Annotated in this window: 17 protein-coding genes; 16 read left to right on the plus strand and 1 reads right to left on the minus strand. The window is 41.4% G+C overall.

Annotation, left to right across the window (positions count from 1 at the left end):
* Positions 1–119 precede the first annotated feature (119 nt).
* Positions 120–461, plus strand: coding sequence for a hypothetical protein (locus tag I2H87_RS03670; protein WP_330611470.1), 342 nt, complete (start codon positions 120–122; stop codon positions 459–461).
* Positions 462–1,153: 692 nt separating this feature from the next.
* Here I2H87_RS03670 and I2H87_RS03675 read toward each other — a convergent pair.
* Positions 1,154–1,984, minus strand: a complete 831-nt coding sequence (locus I2H87_RS03675; RefSeq protein WP_165853429.1) for an AraC family transcriptional regulator — start codon at positions 1,982–1,984, stop codon at positions 1,154–1,156.
* Between the two features lie 165 nt (positions 1,985–2,149).
* Between I2H87_RS03675 and I2H87_RS03680 the strand changes: the two genes are divergently transcribed.
* The 15 genes from I2H87_RS03680 to trpC all read left to right on the plus strand — a co-directional run bounded on the left by I2H87_RS03680 (position 2,150) and on the right by trpC (position 18,420).
* Entirely contained in the window at positions 2,150–3,505 is a 1,356-nt protein-coding gene (locus I2H87_RS03680; RefSeq protein WP_117549197.1) for an oxidoreductase, read from the plus strand.
* Between the two features lie 302 nt (positions 3,506–3,807).
* Entirely contained in the window at positions 3,808–4,989 is a 1,182-nt protein-coding gene (locus I2H87_RS03685; protein ID WP_117549199.1) for an ABC transporter substrate-binding protein, read from the plus strand.
* Between the two features lie 93 nt (positions 4,990–5,082).
* Positions 5,083–5,955, plus strand: coding sequence for a branched-chain amino acid ABC transporter permease (locus I2H87_RS03690; RefSeq protein WP_054705265.1), 873 nt, complete (start codon positions 5,083–5,085; stop codon positions 5,953–5,955).
* 12 nt (positions 5,956–5,967) lie between these two features.
* Complete coding sequence (locus tag I2H87_RS03695; protein WP_054705268.1) at positions 5,968–6,843, plus strand: branched-chain amino acid ABC transporter permease; 876 nt, start codon at positions 5,968–5,970, stop codon at positions 6,841–6,843.
* Positions 6,844–7,608: an ABC transporter ATP-binding protein gene (locus tag I2H87_RS03700; RefSeq protein ID WP_054705271.1), complete on the plus strand. Its 765-nt coding sequence runs from the start codon at positions 6,844–6,846 to the stop codon at positions 7,606–7,608. It abuts the gene before it with no gap.
* A gap of 2 nt (positions 7,609–7,610) precedes the next feature.
* Positions 7,611–8,318 (plus strand): ABC transporter ATP-binding protein, encoded by a 708-nt coding sequence (locus tag I2H87_RS03705; RefSeq protein ID WP_206380412.1) that lies wholly within the window; start codon positions 7,611–7,613, stop codon positions 8,316–8,318.
* Between the two features lie 4 nt (positions 8,319–8,322).
* The gene (locus I2H87_RS03710; RefSeq protein WP_117549201.1) at positions 8,323–8,727 is read left to right on the plus strand and encodes a VOC family protein; all 405 of its coding nucleotides are present in this window, start codon (positions 8,323–8,325) and stop codon (positions 8,725–8,727) included.
* Positions 8,708–10,372 carry a dihydroxy-acid dehydratase gene (gene ilvD / locus I2H87_RS03715; RefSeq protein WP_117549203.1) on the plus strand — a complete coding sequence of 555 codons (1,665 nt, stop codon included), beginning with the start codon at positions 8,708–8,710 and terminating at the stop codon, positions 10,370–10,372. The genes I2H87_RS03710 and ilvD overlap by 20 nt, the downstream gene beginning before the upstream one ends.
* A gap of 32 nt (positions 10,373–10,404) precedes the next feature.
* Positions 10,405–11,427, plus strand: a complete 1,023-nt coding sequence (locus I2H87_RS03720; protein ID WP_117549205.1) for a LacI family DNA-binding transcriptional regulator — start codon at positions 10,405–10,407, stop codon at positions 11,425–11,427.
* Between the two features lie 25 nt (positions 11,428–11,452).
* The gene (locus tag I2H87_RS03725) at positions 11,453–12,289 is read left to right on the plus strand and encodes a sugar phosphate isomerase/epimerase family protein (protein ID WP_054705277.1); all 837 of its coding nucleotides are present in this window, start codon (positions 11,453–11,455) and stop codon (positions 12,287–12,289) included.
* Between the two features lie 26 nt (positions 12,290–12,315).
* On the plus strand, positions 12,316–13,344 hold the full coding sequence (locus tag I2H87_RS03730; RefSeq protein WP_117549207.1) for a zinc-dependent alcohol dehydrogenase: 1,029 nt from the start codon (positions 12,316–12,318) through the stop codon (positions 13,342–13,344).
* Between the two features lie 35 nt (positions 13,345–13,379).
* Positions 13,380–14,147, plus strand: coding sequence for a 3-ketoacyl-ACP reductase (locus tag I2H87_RS03735; protein ID WP_117549209.1), 768 nt, complete (start codon positions 13,380–13,382; stop codon positions 14,145–14,147).
* 8 nt (positions 14,148–14,155) lie between these two features.
* The gene (locus I2H87_RS03740) at positions 14,156–16,111 is read left to right on the plus strand and encodes an FAD-dependent oxidoreductase (RefSeq protein WP_195609363.1); all 1,956 of its coding nucleotides are present in this window, start codon (positions 14,156–14,158) and stop codon (positions 16,109–16,111) included.
* A 470-nt stretch (positions 16,112–16,581) separates the two neighbouring features.
* Positions 16,582–17,598: an anthranilate phosphoribosyltransferase gene (gene trpD, locus I2H87_RS03745; protein ID WP_195609364.1), complete on the plus strand. Its 1,017-nt coding sequence runs from the start codon at positions 16,582–16,584 to the stop codon at positions 17,596–17,598.
* An 18-nt stretch (positions 17,599–17,616) separates the two neighbouring features.
* Positions 17,617–18,420: an indole-3-glycerol phosphate synthase TrpC gene (gene trpC / locus I2H87_RS03750; protein WP_195609365.1), complete on the plus strand. Its 804-nt coding sequence runs from the start codon at positions 17,617–17,619 to the stop codon at positions 18,418–18,420.

The following is an 18,420-nucleotide window of genomic DNA, read 5'->3' on the forward strand; positions in this document are numbered from 1 at the left end:
TTTAAGAAGTACCGCTTTATAGCGGACCAGTAACAATGCTTGCGATACCCGCCCTTTTGGGCGAGCATGTAACCGGCCCTTATTAGGGCAAATTCAAACCACCACTTGAAGTGGTGGTAATGATTCCACCAGAATTAACGCCTGCACAGGTGGCATATACCTATGCGAATGAAGCGGATCTATTGAATGTTGTTTTGTTTGGAAAGACGGCTAGACAATGGAAAAATGAAAATCCAACAGTGAAAGGAAATATGCGAGATGTAGCAACACTGAATCAACTACTGGTACTTGCAAATCTGGAAAGCTATAATGCAGTTTTAATTAGTCAAGGGAAGAACCAGAAAGAGCGGATGGAATTACTTCGACAGTTGGCAGTGCAGCAATTGCAAACCTTAGAGATGATAAGTTTAAATACTTTGCCGAAATTGGAAGATGGGATTAATAAGATGCAGGAAAAGTGATAGGTAAATAGTTATGAAATATGAACTTTCCTTTTTAAATAATATACATGATTCTATGGAAATGGTAAATGTAGAGTTAGATCCGTTTTTGGATTTGTTTAGTCAGGGGTATTTTGATGAATTAACCATAAAACATATTAGATTGTTAAAGATTTACCTCAAGAAGCTCAAAAAGATTTTCGAGATACAGTAGCTGGGTATAGAAAATATGCAGAAAGATTAAAAAGGTTGAAACTATAAATTTTGTTGGAATCTGGCAATACCGTTGAATGCGTGGTATTGATGTCTAAAGTCGAGAAGCAGATATGCTGAAAAGGTTTGAAATCAAGGGATTAAAAAAATAATTGTTTGCGTTATTCCGACAAAAAGTATTATTTCGTTATGACACTTTGTATATTGTTCCGTTAAAAGTATTCACGTTGTTCCACTATCGTTGTTATTGTTCCGATAAAGTGGTATACTAAATGCCAGTTGGGAGGGATACTACATGTTTATGACGGTAAAACAAGCATTAATTCCCGATTAGATATGTATTTGAAAATGTTGCAGGACTAATATAATATAAATTTTATCATGAAGCACCTATCAGAAATGGTAGGTGCTTTTATTATGTGAAAAATGTACAGGATAGTAACAAAAGGTATATTTTTAACTCTCATCGGAACTGGAAGAAAATCCGTGGTTTGCTATAATCAAATCAAATAACCAGATTGTTTGCGGAATTGAAGGGGGGTAATATTTTCTTTTTCTTTAAAAATACGGATAAAGTTGTTCACGTTGACGTAACCTACTTTTTCTGCAATGTCGGAAATTGATAAGTCGGAGGAGAGTAACAGCTTTTTGGCTTCGGTAAGTCGAAATAAAACAAGATATTCCTTGAATGAAATACCTACAATTTCTTTAAATGCGAGAGATAGGGCATGTTTGTTAATAAAAAGCTTATTTGCAATTTCATGAAGTGTGATTTTTTCATCATAATGATCGTTGACATATTTTTGTACATGAACTACGGCAGAAGAAATATTACCGGTTTGCGCGGGAAAATATTGCGGGCAGGTACGGTATAGATCGATCAAAATGGAAATTACACAAGTCATACTTTTGGAAACATAAAAAGGAAGTCGACTGCTGTATTCTTTTTGCAGATTTTGAAAAAGCGGCAATAGGGCATGATAAGTAGTAGTATCTAATGGAATTACATGCTGGAAATTCTTAGGACGCTGTATAAAAATAGAAATCAATTCCATTTCTTTAATATTAGCCATGATAAGATCACTTGAAATTGTTGTGACATAGCGTTTATAAGGTTCTTTTGTGACGATCAAGCTGTGACGATCTAAACGGTTCACGAATACCAGGCATTTTTCTCGGATTTGATAACTTTTATGATTGATGAAGAATGTGGCTTCTCCTTCAGTGATAAGAAGCATTTCATATTCAAAATGAGCTTCTGCGTCGGTATGAGACGGTATAGGGCGTTCTGAATAATAACAACTGATGGATGGTAAGTGTGTGTAATTCATGGAAAACCTCATTTCTTACTGTGTGAATATCTGATTTATCGAACAAAAGGTATAAAAAGATAAAAGAATATATGAAATTATAAAAGAGATTAGAAAAAAAGTCAAAGTCTTAAACTAAAAAAGAGATTAAGTGAAGAATAAGGAGTTGTATAGGAGGTACGGATAATGAAGCATGAGAAATTTAAGTATAAAAATGTAGAAGAAATTAAGCAAAAAGCGGAGGAATTGAGGATACACATTCCTTTTGCGGAAAATACGAAAGTGCTGAAACAGCCATTAAAATTTGGAGATGTAATAGTAAATAACAGGCTTGGTATTGCACCGATGGAGGGGGCAGATGCGCTGCCGGATGGTTCTCCGTCGGAACTGACAAAGCGCCGTTATATTCGAGATGCGGTCGGCGGAAGCGCTTTGATTTGGTTTGAAGCAATCTCAATTGTTCCGGAGGGATGTTCCGGATCGCACCAATTGATGCTGACAAAAGAAAATTTGGAGGCTTATAAAAAGTTTACAGCTGAGGTTAAAGAGGCAGGCTATCGGGCGAATGGATATATTCCATATTTAGTTATGCAGGCAAATCATAGCGGGCGGTATTCAAATCCGGGGAATAAACCGGCTCCGCTTATCGCATATCGTCATCCAGAGTATGAAAAACTCAGAAAAGCAGATGATTCTTGTATCGTAAGTGATGATTATTTGAAATCCTTGGAAGAAAAGTTTGGCGAAGCGGCAAAACTGGCAAAAGAAGCAGGATTTGATGCAATTGATGTTAAATCATGTCATGGGTATCTTCTGGCGGAACTGTTGTCTGCATATAATCGTCCCGGGGCATATGGCGGAAGTCTGGAAAATCGTACTCGTCTTTTGAGGAATGGGATCAAAGCAGCAAAAGTATATGAAGATGAACAATTTCTTGTTACTGCGCGTATCGGGATTTATGATGGTTTTGCGTATCCGTATGGATTTGGGGTAAAAGAGGGAGAGGGACTTACCCCGCATTTGGAAGAAGCGGTGGAATTAGTGAAAAAACTTTCAGAAGAATTGCATCTTTCTATGATTAATCTGACTATGGGAAATCCTTATGTAAGCGCGCATGTGACGAGACCGTTTGATATCGGAAAGTATATTCCGGATGAACATCCGCTGGAAGGAATTTCACGCATGATCAATGGAATCGGTCTTGTAAAGAGATCTGTTCCAAATCTGCAAATCTATGCATCAGGTCCATCTTATTTGCGGCAATATGCAGATCTTTATACAGCGGGTGCGGTAGAAGAAGGGCTGTGTGATGGAATGTTATTCGGAAGAATGTCGTTTGCAAATCCGGATTTTGCAAATCAAATTATCAAAGAGGGACGAATGGATCTCAAAAAAACCTGCATTACTTGTGGAAAATGTGGTGATCTGATCCGCGGCGGCAAGCCGACAGGATGTGTAATCCGGGATACAGAAGTATATTTACCATTTTATAAGGAATATCAAAAAGAAAGTGATAAATCGAATCTGTCCGGTTTAGTCTGAAAATGAAAAACGTCCATTTGGGCGTTTTTTATTTTCAGAAATTTAAAATCGGAAAAGTTCATAAGAAAAAAATTATATGATTAGTAAAAAATTAACAAAAAATGATTCTATATACAAACGTTTGCATAAGTAAAATTGTTGGAATTACCAAAAATAAAAGTCAATATTGACAATAAAAAGCATATAGAATAATATTTAAATATACAAAAAACACAAAAATATAAGTTATATTTTTTTTGTGTTTGTATGCAAACGTTTGCAAATAAAACTGTGTTGAAAGTGTTGTGAAAAGGAGAAGAAGTATGAAGAAGAAGTTATTAGCAATTCTTATGACAATGGCAATGACATTTTCATTAGCTGCATGTGGCAGTGATTCAGGGGAAACAAAGGAAGACAGTGGAGGAGGAAAAGAAACATCTGGAGATGAAATTGTGATCGGATGTCTCCAAGATATTACGGGAAGTACATCAGGACTTGGAATCTCTGTACAAAAAGGTGCGCAGGCAGCAGTAGATGAGATTAATGAGAATGGTGGTATTGATGGAAAAGATGTTGTATTAAAAACGTATGATACAAAAGGGGATGTTACGGAGGCTGTAAATGCGTATATTACAGCAGTTACCGTAGACGAGGTTTCATTGGTGGTAGGACCTCCGGTTGCAAATATTGCGAATGCAATTAAAGAAACTTCTGAATCATATGATACTCCGGTCATGGGATTTGCTCTCGATCCGACATGTCAGTTGAAAGAAGATGGAAGCCCATATAAGAATATGTTCTGTTTCCAACCAAGTGCAACTTCACAGGGACAGATTATGGCGGCATTTGCACTGGAGAATGAACTGAAAACATTTGGTGTGCTTTACAATCAGGAAAATTCTTATTCCGTTTCCCTTTTGGATCCGTTTTTGGATGAACTGAAAGCAAATGATATTACTGTAGATGAAAATCTGATCGTTGCGTATGGTGCAGCGGATGCTGATTATAAAACCCTTCTGGAACCATTGGTTTCAGCAGGTGTAGACGCGATCTATTGTCCGAATTATACACAGCAACTGGTAGCGATCAAAACGGCTGCCGACGAGCTCGGATACGAAGGAAAATTAGTATGTGGTCTGGATGCGGCACCGGCATTTAATACAACATACGGCGGTGACTGTTCAAATGTATATTATATCAATAATATTAATACGGATGATCCAACAACAATTGAAATGTCAGATGAAGTAGCGGATGATGTGAGCGCAGTAAATAAGTATTTCCTTGGATATGACGTTGTGATGATTGCCAAAGAATGTATTGAAGAAGCAGGATTAGAAGATGCGGATGCACTTCGCGATACAATTGCAAATGTAAATGGATACAAAGGATTAACAGGTACGATCACAATGGATCCGGAGACACATATGCCTAAAGATATGTCTATGTTCATGTATACATATGACAATCAGACACCGGTTATGCTGGGAGAATTTGGAATCTGATCTGATTTGGCATAGCGGTGAAAATCATGGCTCCCAATTTTATAATTGGGAGCCATGATTATAAAAGAGCGAAAAGGAAAGGAGAAAATTCGGATGTCAATTCAGGTACTTATTAATGGTTTGGCAACAGGGGCTGTATATGCGTTGATAGCGACTGGATTTGCATTAATATTTAATGTATTAAAGTTTTCAAATTTTTCACACGGTGCAACGATGACAGTCGCAGCATTTGTAGCATATTTCCTCGTTTCGGCGAAAGGATACGGGATTGTTCCGACGTTGATCATCGGCGCGCTTGCCGGAGGCTTGGTAGCATTTTGCGGTGAATTTATCGGATTTCGGCGTATTTTAAAAAATCATTCATCTGCAACATATTTTTTTGTATCTTCCATTACCCTTGGGACGTTATATGAAGGTCTTGTAACAATAAAGGTAGGATCTAACTTTTTTAATTACCCTCAGTTTTTTGAAAAATCGACGGTAGAATTAGGTAAAGTAGTTATTTCCACCACAGATTTAATGATGTTGATCATTAGTACGGTCGCACTTGGAATTCTGGCTTTTGTGATTCAGAAGACAAGAATAGGACGTGCACTGCGTGCAGTTTCATTTGATCGGGATACTGCGCAGCTTATGGGAATTGACTCTACAAGAATTATACAGTTTACGTTTGTAGTTTCAGGTGTGATCGCTGGGTTAGCAGGGGTATTTCTTGGGATTAAATATACATTATATCCCTCTCTTGGAAGTCTGGTTGTTAAAGGATTCATTGCTTCTGTGATAGGTGGTCTTGGAAGCCTGACCGGCGCAGTGATCGGAGCCGTTTTGTTGGGACTTGTGGAAACATTGCTGCTGAGCATTATGGGATCGGGATATTCAACAATTGCTACATTTGCAATCATGTTGGTATTCTTATTGCTCCGCCCACGTGGAATTGCCGGAAGTAATGTTCAGGAAAAGGCATAAGGAGGAACGAAAATGGCATTATTACAAAATATTTTAACGCAGGCTTTTATTACGGTAATTGCTGTTTGCGGCGTATATGTGCTAACGGGTCTTACCGGAATGTTCAGTCTTGGGCAGGCTGCATTCATGGCGATTGGATCTTATGCATCAGGACTTCTTGTGATTAAAGCGGGAATACCGGTACCGGTGGCGATCCTGATTGCAGTTGTCCTTGCAATGGTAGTGGGATATTTGATCGGCTATCCGGTTGTACGGTTAAGACGGGATTATATTTCTCTTGTGACACTTGGATTTGGAGAGGCGATCGCGGCATTGCTGAACCGTATGACAACATTGACCGGCGGCGCGTCAGGTCTTACAGGGATACCAAGATGTATTGGGCTGGAAGTAGCGACGATTTCGGCAGTTGCAGCAATCGCATTGGTTGCGTTTTTTAAAACAAGTAAATATGGAAGACAGTGTATTGCATTACGGGGAGATGAACTGGCTGCAAAAGCAATGGGAATCAATGTGACAAAAATTAAAATGATTGCTTTTATTTTGAGTGTTGCTCTGACTTCCTATTCCGGTTGTCTTTATTCTTTTTATATGTCTTATGTGGATCCAAGTGGATTTGGATGGAAGAAGAGTGCGGATTGGGTCATTATGGTATTTTTCGGAGGAGTAAACAGTTTGACGGGCTCTACTTTGGGAGCATTCATATTAAGCGCACTCCCACAGTTTTTGAGAGATCTGCAGAATTACCGTTATGTGATCTACGCAGTTCTTGTAATTTTGATCATTAATTTTAAGCCGTCAGGACTGTTGGGCGAATGGGAACTGACAATTGGAAATATTAAAAAATCTATTCGCAGGATCGGCAGGAAAAATAAGAAGGAGGAACGCTAAATGGCATTGCTGGAAGTAAAAAACATCTATAAAAGTTTTGGCGGAGTAAAAGCCATTCAGAATTTCTCGATCGAAGTGAATGCAGGTGAGATTCATGGGATCATCGGACCAAATGGAGCCGGAAAAACAACGATTTTTAATACGATTTCCGGAGTATATACTGCGGATGAGGGAAGTGTATTTCTGAATGGACAGGATATTACAAAGATGGAACAGTATAAGATCACACATCTTGGAATGGGAAGGACATTTCAGAATATCCGTTTGTTTAAAGGTTTGACGGTGGAAGAAAATGTAATGTGTGCTTTCGACCCGAGAAGCAGTTATTCCATTCTGGGGGGATTGCTTCCTACACCGGGAAGAAAGCGGGAAGAGAAAAGAGGACGGGAATTATGTAAAAAATACCTGGATATTGTTGGGATGGCAGAGTATTTGACAGAAAAACCGGAAAATCTGTCATATGGAATGCAGAGACGAATTGAAATTGCACGCGCACTGATGTGTGAACCTAAAATTTTATTACTGGATGAACCGGCAGCAGGATTGAATCCGACAGAAGTTGCAGAGCTGACAGAACTGATCCAACGGATTTCGAAAGAACTGGGATTTGGAATCATGTTGATTGAACATCGTCTGGAACTGGTGATGAGTATTTCACATGTGATTCATGTTCAGAATTTTGGAGAGACGATTGCAGTAGGAACCCCGGAAGAAGTTCAGCACAATCCTGCGGTGATCGAAGCCTATCTGGGTAAGGAGGAATAAAGATGGAAACAATGCTGAAAGTATCTGACCTTTATGTGAGCTATGGTCATATCGAAGCACTGCGGGGCGTCTCCGTCGAAGTTAAAAAAGGACAGATTGTATCGATCATTGGTGCGAATGGAGCCGGAAAAAGTACATTATTGCGTACGATTTCAGGATTGGTAAAGCCAAAATCCGGAGGAGTCGAATTTGAGGGAGAAGTGCTGCCTAAAAAACCAAGTAAAATTGTTGGAAAAGGTGTCGTGCATGTACCGGAAGGAAGAAAGTGTTTTTCTGGTCTGACAATTCAGGATAATTTACTGGTAGGCGGATATTTGTTCAAAGGGAAAAGGCTGGAGGAAGATTTAAAAGAACAGTATGATCGTTTTCCGATTTTGGAACAGAGGAAAAATCAGTTTGCAGGAACGTTGTCAGGTGGAGAGCAGCAGATGCTTGCAGTGGCAAGAGGATTGATGAGCCGACCAAAGATACTTTTACTTGATGAACCCTCCATGGGACTTGCGCCAATTATTGTAAATCAGATTTATGATCTGATCAAACAAATTCGGGATTCCGGAATTACAGTTCTTCTGGTAGAGCAAAATGCAAGAAAGGCACTAGGAATTTGTGATTATGCGTATGTTTTGGAAAATGGAAAAATCAATCTGTCTGGTTCCGGAGAGGAGCTGCTTTGCTCAGACGCTATAAGAAAAGCGTATTTAGGAGGGTGATAAAATGGATTTTGTTCCAGATTTTCAAATTGCGCATATCGGTGTAAATTTGCCGGATGAAATTTGCGCTGCTCAGTGTGCAGAACAGTTTGCGGAACTGTTTGATTTAAAGAAAAATATAGAAAAAGAGAGCGGAGATGCCTGCTTTACGGGAACACAGATTGAATGGATGAAAAAGCCGGGGCGTGGAAAACATGGACATATCGCACTGGAAACGGAGGATTTGCCGGGAGCACGAGAATATCTGGAGAAAAGAGGATTTCGTTTTTTAAATGAAACTGCAAAATATCTTCCGGATGGCAGAATACTTGTTTTATATGCGGAACAGGAAATCGGAGGATTTGCCATTCATTTAATGCAGAAGCAAAAGACAGGAGGAAATATAGAAAATGATACGAGAATGGAATGAAGAATCGTTAGATCATAGAAATACACTGCTTTATGCAATGGGAATCAGCGAAGAAGATGCAAAACGTCCGATCATCGGTCTCCTGAATACGTGGAACGAGATGAATCCTGGGCATTTTCCATTTGATAAAGAACTGATTGCTGAGATGAAGAAGGAAATCTATCAGGCTGGAGGATTGGCTTTGGAATTGCCGATCTCCGGTATTTGCGACGGGATTTGCAGCAATACACCGGGAGATCGTTATACGTTGCCGGCAAGAGATATGGTGTCAAGCGAAGTTGAGACCGTGGCGGAATTAAACATGTTGGAAGGTATGGTAATGATGGCAACCTGCGACAAGGTGGTTCCGGGAATGCTGATGGGAGCTCTGCGTGTGAATATACCAACGGTTATGATGACCGGAGGATATATGGCAGCAGGACATTATCAGGGAAGAATGCTGACATTGACACACACAAAACAGGCTTATGCAGCGTATATCGCCGGAGATATGTCGGAAGAGGATTACAAAGGCATTGTGCGCAATGCATGTCCAACACCGGGGGCATGTCCTTTTATGGGAACTGCGAATACGATGTGTGCAATGGCAGAAATTCTTGGATTTTCTCCTCATGGTGCAGCAAGCTGCAGAAGCCAGACAGAAAAATGGCATGAACTAGCAAGACAGGCGGCACGTCAGATCATGGAAGCATGGAAACAGGAAATAAGACCAAGCGATATATTGAATAAAAGTAGTTTTGAAAATGTTGTACGTTATATGATGGCAACAGGAGGAAGTACGAACAGTGTTCTTCATATACCTGCGATTGCCCGGCAGATCGGAATCGATATTACACCAGAGACATTCGATGAAATCAGTCGGGAGGTTCCTGTTATCAGTACGATCTATCCGAACCATCCGACGAATACAATGGAAGAATTTGAAATGGCAGGAGGTTTGGGGGCCGTTGTAAAGGAACTGGAAAAAGCTGGGAAAATCGATGCATCTGCAAAGGGAATGTTTGGAACAATCGCACAAAAAGCGGCGTTGGCTAAGAATCAAAATAAGGAAGTGATTCATCCGGTATCAAACCCGATCCATGAACAAGGCGGACTGGCAGTATTGCATGGAAATATCGGTACAGACAGTGCGATTGTCAAGTTCAGTGCAGTAGATCCGGCAGCTTGGAAGTTTTCGGGTCCGGCAAAATGTTATGACAGTCAGGATGATGCATGGCATGCGATTCTGCGAGATGAAATTGTAGCAGGAGATGTGGTTATCATCCGATACGAGGGTCCAAAAGGAAGTCCCGGAATGCCGCATATGGAAACGTTTATGGCAGCAGTTCTCGGAAAGGGACTGGGAAGTAAAATCGCGTTGGTATCGGATGGACGTTTCAGCGGAGCAACAGGCGGACTTGCAATCGGGCATGTAAGTCCGGAAGCGTATGAGGGCGGCAACTTGGCACTTATTCGAAATAATGATATAATACATATTAATATTGAAGAGCGGAAACTCGAAGTAGATGTGTCAGAAGAAGAGTTTGAGCGGAGAAAAAAAGAATTTTTGCCGATCGTGAAACCGGCAAAAGGATGGCTTAGTCTTTATCGCAGACAATGCACTTCAGCACATCGTGGCGCAACTGTATACTGGGAGAAAGAGTAGACCCCGCTAAAAAATGACATGGGGGTGGCGGTATGACAACCACAGCAAATTTAAAAGATGTAGCAAAAATAGCAGGAGTTTCAGTCAGTACAGTTTCACGCGCACTGAACGGTAAGAGCTGTGTGAATGAGGAAACAAAAAAAAGGATCATGGATGCTGTGGAGCAGACAAATTATCGACCCAATATCATATCAAAAAGTCTGAAAATGGGAAAAAGTAATACGATTTGTCTCCTTGTGTCTACGATTCAGAACCCTATTTTTGCGGAGATTACACAGGGTGTGGAAGACACAGCGAGAAAAAGCGGATATATCGTAGTGCTTTGTAATACAGATGAAGACGAGGCGATTGAAAGAGAATATATCGAGAATATGAAGACGCGTTGGGTTGACGGATTTATTATATGCTCAGCGGTAAATTCCAGCCAGTATATTAAACGTTTGCGGGGAGAAGGATTTCCTGTTGTTATGGTCAATCGTTTTGATAAAGAAGACGAAAAAAATGTAGATACGGTAGGCGTTGATAATTATCAGGCAGCGTATGACGCAACAAGATATTTGATACAGACAGGACATCGCAGGATTGCACTGGGATGTGGATCGGAGGAGTTATATCTGTATCGTGAACGTTACAGAGGTTATCGGGAGGCATTGGAGGATGCAGGGATTTCTTATGATGACGGGCTTGTTATGCGCGAGACATATAGTCAGGAATGTTTTTATCAATTGACAAAAAAATTGATGTCGGCAGGCGATCCCCCGGATGCGATTTTTGCCTTGAGTGATCCGATCGCATTTCGGATCATGCATGCGTTACATGATATGAATCTGAATATCCCGAATGATATAGCAGTGATAGGATTTGATAATGTGGAATTGTCTTCCATGGTGGAACCACCGCTGACAACGGTTTCACAGCCGTTATATGATCTTGGTTGTGCCGCGGCAAAAAGTTTGATACGGCAGATCCAGCATAAAGACAGGTGTGGAGAACTGCCGACACCGGTAAATAGTGTGCTTGGAACAAGTTTGATTTTAAGAAGATCGACAAGATAGAAAAGAAACCAAAGGGGGAACTTTGGTGAATATATTAGGAATTAATTTATGGAACTGGTGCAAAGAGTTAAACAGTGCATGTTGTGGGATTCCGACGAAAATAAAAGAAATGGGATTTACAGCAGTGGAAATACCAATGACGAACTCGTCATTGCCGTCATTGCTTAGAGACGAGATCCGTGATACAAAACTGCAGGTCAGTCTGTGCGCAGCTATGGGAAAGGGAAGAGACTTATCCAGTTTTGATCCGTCTGTGAGAAAGGATACGATGAAATATCTTACAGAATGTTTGCAGACAGGAGCAGAAGTGAACGCTAAAATCTTTTGCGGACCATTGTACGCAGGAGGGGGAAAACGGCATTGGCTCGGAGCGGACGAAAAGAAGCGGGAATGGGAATTGGCTGTTACGGGGATTCGTGAATTGGCTTCTCGTGCAGGTGAATATGGGATTGTACTTGCATTGGAACCGTTAAATCGTTATCGGACTAGTGTTGTAAATACAGTGGAGCAGGCGTTAGAAATGATAAAAGAAATCGATGCGCCGAATGTGGGGATCCATTATGATACGTTTCACGCATGTCTGGAAGAAAAAGACCTTCTGGAATCGTTGGAATTGGCATTACAATCAGGAAAAGTCGAACATTTTCATGCATGTGCAAATAACAGGGGGGCACCGGGACAAGGAGTGCTTCCATGGCAGGAAATTATGGATCTTTTAGTGAAATATCAATATTCGGGACATATTACGATGGAAACATTCGCACTGGGAGGATTGGACAGCAGCTGGATTCAAGTACATGAAGAACCGGATGAACTTGCAGCGGCTGGATTAACTTATTTAAGAACGTATTTCAAAAAATAAAATATTGAATAGAAAGAGGGGCTTTTATGGAACCGATTATGAATCGGGTAGGAGAAGTTTATGAGCCTTTTAAGGTACATTTTCTGACAAAAAGGATAGAAAAGCTGCAGGAAGATGAGGTCTTGATCAAAGTAAGAGCGAGCGCAATCTGCGGGAGCGATCTGCATATTGCAAGAGGAATGCATCCGTCTGCCCCACTTCCGGTTACGATCGGACATGAATTTTCAGGAGATGTTGTGGCAATTGGGAAGAATGTTCATAATATAGGACTTGGAGAGAGAGTCACGGTAGAACCGTGTATCGTTTGTGGAGAATGTGAGGCATGCAGACATGGGGATTACGGATATTGTGAACATATTACGTTTACATATCGAAACGGAGACGGCGCAATGGCTGACTATGTTGTTGTAAAATCACCATATGTGTATTCACTGCCGGATTATCTTTCTTATGAGACCGGAGCGTTGATCGAACCGTTGGCAGTGGCGACTCATGCGGTCAGAAGAGCGGATGTCAGGTTGGGAGAACAAGTATTGATCATCGGAGCAGGTGCAATTGGGATGATGACAGCTGCTATGTGCCGCAGAAGCGGAGCAGCAGAAGTCATTGTCGCTGATTTCTCCGAAAGTCGGCTCGAAATGGCACTGAAAGTTGGTGCGACCAGAGTGATCAACAGTAAAAAGACAGATCTGGAAGTAGAAGTGATGCGGCTTACGGAGCATAGAGGGGTCGATAAAAGTTTTGAATGTGTAGGAAGAGAAAGTTGCTTCAACCAGGCGATTATGACATTGAAGCGCAATGGAGTGGCTACGATTGTAGGAATTTATGAGCACCCGCAGATTCAATTTATGGCAAGTCGTCTTGTGACCCATGAAATTAAAATTCAAGGGGCGCAAGGATATTGTTGGGATTTTCCGGTAGCAATTGCGGCTGCAAAAGAAATTCCACTGGAAAAGTTTATTACGCATATATTTCCACTCGATCGACTTCAGGAAGCTTTAGATACGGCGCTAGATAGAGAGAGCAATAGTATAAAAGTGATTGTAAAACCATAAAAGCAGATCGGATGATTAAAGGAGTATGAAAATATATGAAAAAAACAGCAATTATTACCGGCTCAAGTCGTGGAATAGGATTCGCAATCGCACGGCGGCTTGGGCTGGACGGGAATCGGATTGTAATGGTGGCAACTGGTACGCAGGGGAAAAATCAGGCGGCATTGGATGAACTGGAGTCACTTGGCATTGAATGCATGTATGTGCAGGCCAATATTGGGAGTCATGATGATAGACTGAAAATCGTAAGAGAAACGGCAGAAAAATTTGAAAGGATTGATATCCTTGTGAATAATGCAGGCGTTGCGCCTTTGATTCGGGCAGATTTACTTGATATGACAGAGGAAAGTTTTGATCGAGTGATCAGCGTGAATACAAAAGGAACCATGTTTTTAACTCAGGCTGTTGCAAAGCAGATGATCAGTCAGGAACCGGTCGACGGGCGAAGAGGTATTATTGTGAATGTATCCAGTTGCAGCGCAGCAGTGTCAAGTGTAAGCCGTGGAGAGTATTGTATTTCAAAAGCCGGAGTATCTATGCTTACAACATTGTATGCTGACAGATTGGCAGCAGAGGGAATTCTGGTACACGAGGTGCGTCCGGGAGTGATCGCGACAGATATGACGAGCACGGTGACAGAGAAATATGACCAGTTGATTCAAGACGGGGCATTCCCGATCGCACGTTGGGGAAGACCGGAAGATGTGGCAAATGTTGTGAGTGCATTCTGCAGTGATAAATTTCAATATACAACAGGAAATTATATTGATGTCGATGGAGGGTTTCACATCAGCCGTTTATAGGAGGATGTATGAGAGAGCAGATTTTAAAAACAGAAGAAATTTCAGCGAGGCTTTTATCTTGTAATACGGTGATCGTCGGAACCGGAGCCGCAGGATATAATGCAGCGGATCGGCTATGGGAGTTAGGACAGCAAGATATTTTAATTGTAACAGAAAATCGTATGGCGGGGACGAGCAGGAATACAGGAAGTGATAAGCAGACTTATTATAAATTGACGTTATCAGGAGAAATTCCGGATAGTGTGATGGAGATGGCAGAAAATCTTTTTACAGGACAATGTGTAGATGGAGATCTGGCATTATGTGAGGCTGCGCTTTCCGTACAGAGCTTTATGCGATTGGTAGAATTAGGAGTCCCGTTTCCGAAAAATCGATACGGTGAATATGTAGGATATAAGACAGATCATGATCCAAGACGCCGTGCGACCAGTGTAGGACCGTATACCAGTAAACAGATGACAGAAAAATTGGAACGGTCAGTCCTGAGTAAAGGAATCCCGATGCTGGATCATATGCAGGTCATCCAGATTCTGAGTGATGGGAAAAAAGTGTATGGTTTGTTATGTTTGAATACGGAAGCAGTTGTGAATGAGGAACTGTTTGTAGTGATTCAGTGCAGAAATGTTGTGTATGCAACCGGGGGACCAGCGGGTATGTATGCTAACAGTGTATATCCGGGTTCACAATACGGCGCAACAGGTGTGGCATTGGAAGCAGGTGCGAAAGGGAAAAACCTTACAGAGTGGCAATATGGTATGGCTTCCCTAAATCCACGGTGGAATGTATCAGGGACATATATGCAGGTATTGCCACGTATGTATTCCATAAATCAAGATGGAACAGATGAGCGCGAATTCCTGATGGATTTTTTTGAAAATCCAGAGGAAATGTTAAGCAAACTATTTTTAAAAGGTTATCAGTGGCCGTTTGATGTGAGAAAAGTGACATCAGGAAGTTCCATTATCGATATTCTGGTTTACCTGGAAACTTGTAAAGGAAGGCGTGTATTTTTGGACTATCGAGAAAATCCGGTTCGGGGAGGCTTTTCTTATGAGAAACTGGAAAAGGAAGCGCAGGAATATCTGAAAAGTGCCGGAGCTTGTTTTGGAACGCCGATCGAGCGGTTAAAGCATATGAATCTTCCTGCTGTTGAGTTTTATCGGGACAAAGGTGTTGATCTGGAAACGGAACCGCTTGAAATCTCTCTTTGTGCTCAGCATAATAATGGCGGACTTGCGATCGATCATTGGTGGCAGACAAATGTAAAAGGTTTTTTTGCAGTAGGGGAAGTCGCTGCAAGTCACGGGGTATATCGTCCGGGAGGGACTGCTTTAAATGCGGGACAGGTTGGAAGCATGCGCGCGGCGCAGTATATTGCAAAAACTGGAAAAGGCATGCCGGAAGAGGAAACTTTATTTTCAGACATAGCCCAAAAAGCGTTGGTACAAATGAACCGGTTTGCAGAGAATGTGAAATCGACGGAGTCAAATGTAAGAAATTTACATATGCATGCCGCAAAAAACATGAGCATGTGCGGCGCTGCAATCCGGAATAAAGAGGAAATCGAAGCTTATTGTAAAAAGTTGCCGGAAGTGATAGAAAGTCTGTCTGACCGTGTGAAAATTTCCTCTGTAAAAGAACTGAAATGGGCTTTCCGATTGCGGGATGAGTTGATCGCTCAGTTTGTATATTTATCTGCGATGTTAGATTATATTTCCAATGGCGGAAAAAGCAGAGGAAGCGCATTATATACGGATCCGAATGGAACAAAACCATTTGCGCAATTACCGGATGTATTTACCTTTAAAATGGATGATGGAAGCAAAGGAGAATGGGTTCAGGAAGTACAGTATAAGGGAGCATACTGTCAGTTTGAATGGAGGCAAGTAAGACCGATCCCGAAAGAGGATGATTTCTTTGAAAATGTCTGGAGAAGTTATCGGGAGAATGAAAATGTTTATTGAGTGAGAAACAGAAGAGGAAATAAAAACAGGTTAAAATCACACCATTGACACATGAAAAAGTGAGTGCTATAATTCAGTCTAAATTAATTTAATAATTTAACACATCAAACCGATGAAGCAGAGATAACGGCAATGATGCCTTTACAGAGAGCCTGGGGAGCTGAGAGCCGGGTGAGAAACAAGTTGTCAAATGGACTGCTGAGGGTACAGTCAAATGTTGTAAATCAGATTAGTTTAAGTGATATGCAGCAGAGTATTCTGTAACGTGAAGGCATACGTTAGTTGCCGGGGATATGTTGGTATCTTTGCTAAGTGCATGGGGGACTCCCCATGAATCAAGGTGGCACCGCGGATGAGTGGTATACAATGTAAGTATATGAGATTCGCCCTTGACAGAAAATATAGGTATTTTCTGTCAAGGGCGTTTTTTGTATATAAATTATTGCTACGAAAAAGGAGAGGTGAATGAGATGATCAAAGAAGCGATTGTAAAAATTGTCAATAAACAAGATCTGACGTATGAAGAGGCTTATGAAGTGATGAATGAAATCATGAGCGGGAAAACGACTTCGACGCAGAATGCTGCATTTCTTGCAGCGCTGTCAACGAAAAGTGCAAGAGCTGAGACAACCGATGAAATTGCAGGCTGTGCGGCTGCAATGCGTGAGCATGCGATACAAGTAGATACAAACATGGAATTGTTTGAAATTGTGGGGACAGGTGGTGATAATGCGCAAAGCTTTAATATTTCAACAACGGCGGCATTGGTTGCAGCCGCCGGAGGAATGAAAGTTGCAAAACACGGAAATCGTGCGGCGTCTTCGAAATGCGGAACTGCCGATTGTCTGGAAGCACTAGGGGTTCAAATTCAGCAAAGTCCGGAGAAATGCAGGGAACTGTTGGAAGAAGTGGGAATGTGTTTCTTTTTTGCGCAGAAATACCATACCTCCATGAAATATGTGGCATCCATTCGAAAAGAATTGGGATTTCGGACAGTATTTAATATTCTGGGACCGTTGACGAATCCGGGATCACCTCGTATGCAGCTCTTAGGAGTTTACGATGATTATCTGGTGGAGCCGCTTGCGCAAGTTCTTGTGAATCTTGGTGTCCGGCGGGGGATGGTTGTATATGGGCAGGATAAATTAGATGAGATCTCTTTAAGTGCACCGACAAAAATATGTGAAATCCGTGACGGATGGTTTCGTTCTACTGTGATCACACCGGAAGAGTTTGGACTGAAACGTTGCAGAAAAGAAGAATTGAAAGGGGGAACGCCGGAAGAAAATGCAGAAATCACAAGAAAAATCTTAAGAGGGGAAAAGGGTCCGAAGCGGGATGCAGTGTTAATGAATGCAGGAGCGTCGCTTTATATCGGCGGCAAAGCAGAGAACTTGAAAGACGGTATCCGATTGGCAGCAGAGCTGATCGATTCCGGAAAAGCGATGGAGATCCTGGAAAAATTAATCCGGTTTAGTCAGGAATAGTGGAATTAGGAGGGAAACATGCAGGATGGAGTGGAAGAAAAGGACTATATTTTAAAAAAGCTGGCAGATTTTGCAAGAGAAAGAGTGGATATGGCAAAACGAAAAGTGCCGTCAGAAGAAATCAGAAAAAGGGCATATGAACTGCCGAAAGGAACATTTGCATTTGAAAAAGCCCTAAAAAATCCGGGAGTTTCATTTATCTGTGAGTGTAAGAAAGCGTCGCCGTCAAAAGGAGTGATCGCACCGGATTTCCCGTATATACAAATTGCAAAAGATTATGAAGCGGCAGGTGCGGATTGTATTTCTGTACTGACAGAACCGAAATGGTTTTTGGGACGGGATCAGTATTTGAAAGAAATTGCAGAACAGGTGAAAATCCCTTGCCTGCGAAAAGATTTTACCGTGGATGAATATATGATCTATGAGGCAAAACTTTTAGGAGCATCGGCGATTCTTCTTATTTGTTCTTTGCTGACAGAAAAAGAAATCAAAAAATATCTTGAAATATGTGAAGAACTTGGTCTTTCGGCATTGGTAGAAGTACATGATGAACGGGAAATAGAAAGGGCGCTTCGGTCGGGGTGTCGCGTAATCGGTGTAAACAACAGGAATTTGAAAGATTTTACGGTGGATACGTCAAATAGCAAAAGACTTCGCGGACAAGTACCGGGGGATGTATTATTCGTGGCAGAAAGCGGGATTCGTTGTGCAAAAGATGTTTCTGACTTGTTTCAAATAGGTGCTGACGCTGTCCTCGTAGGGGAAACTTTGATGCGGGCCGGCAATAAAAAGGAAAAATTAAAAGAACTGCGAGGAGAATGA

This window comes from Mediterraneibacter glycyrrhizinilyticus, from assembly GCF_015560805.1.
Taxonomy (GTDB): Bacteria; Bacillota; Clostridia; order Lachnospirales; family Lachnospiraceae; genus Schaedlerella; species Schaedlerella glycyrrhizinilytica_A.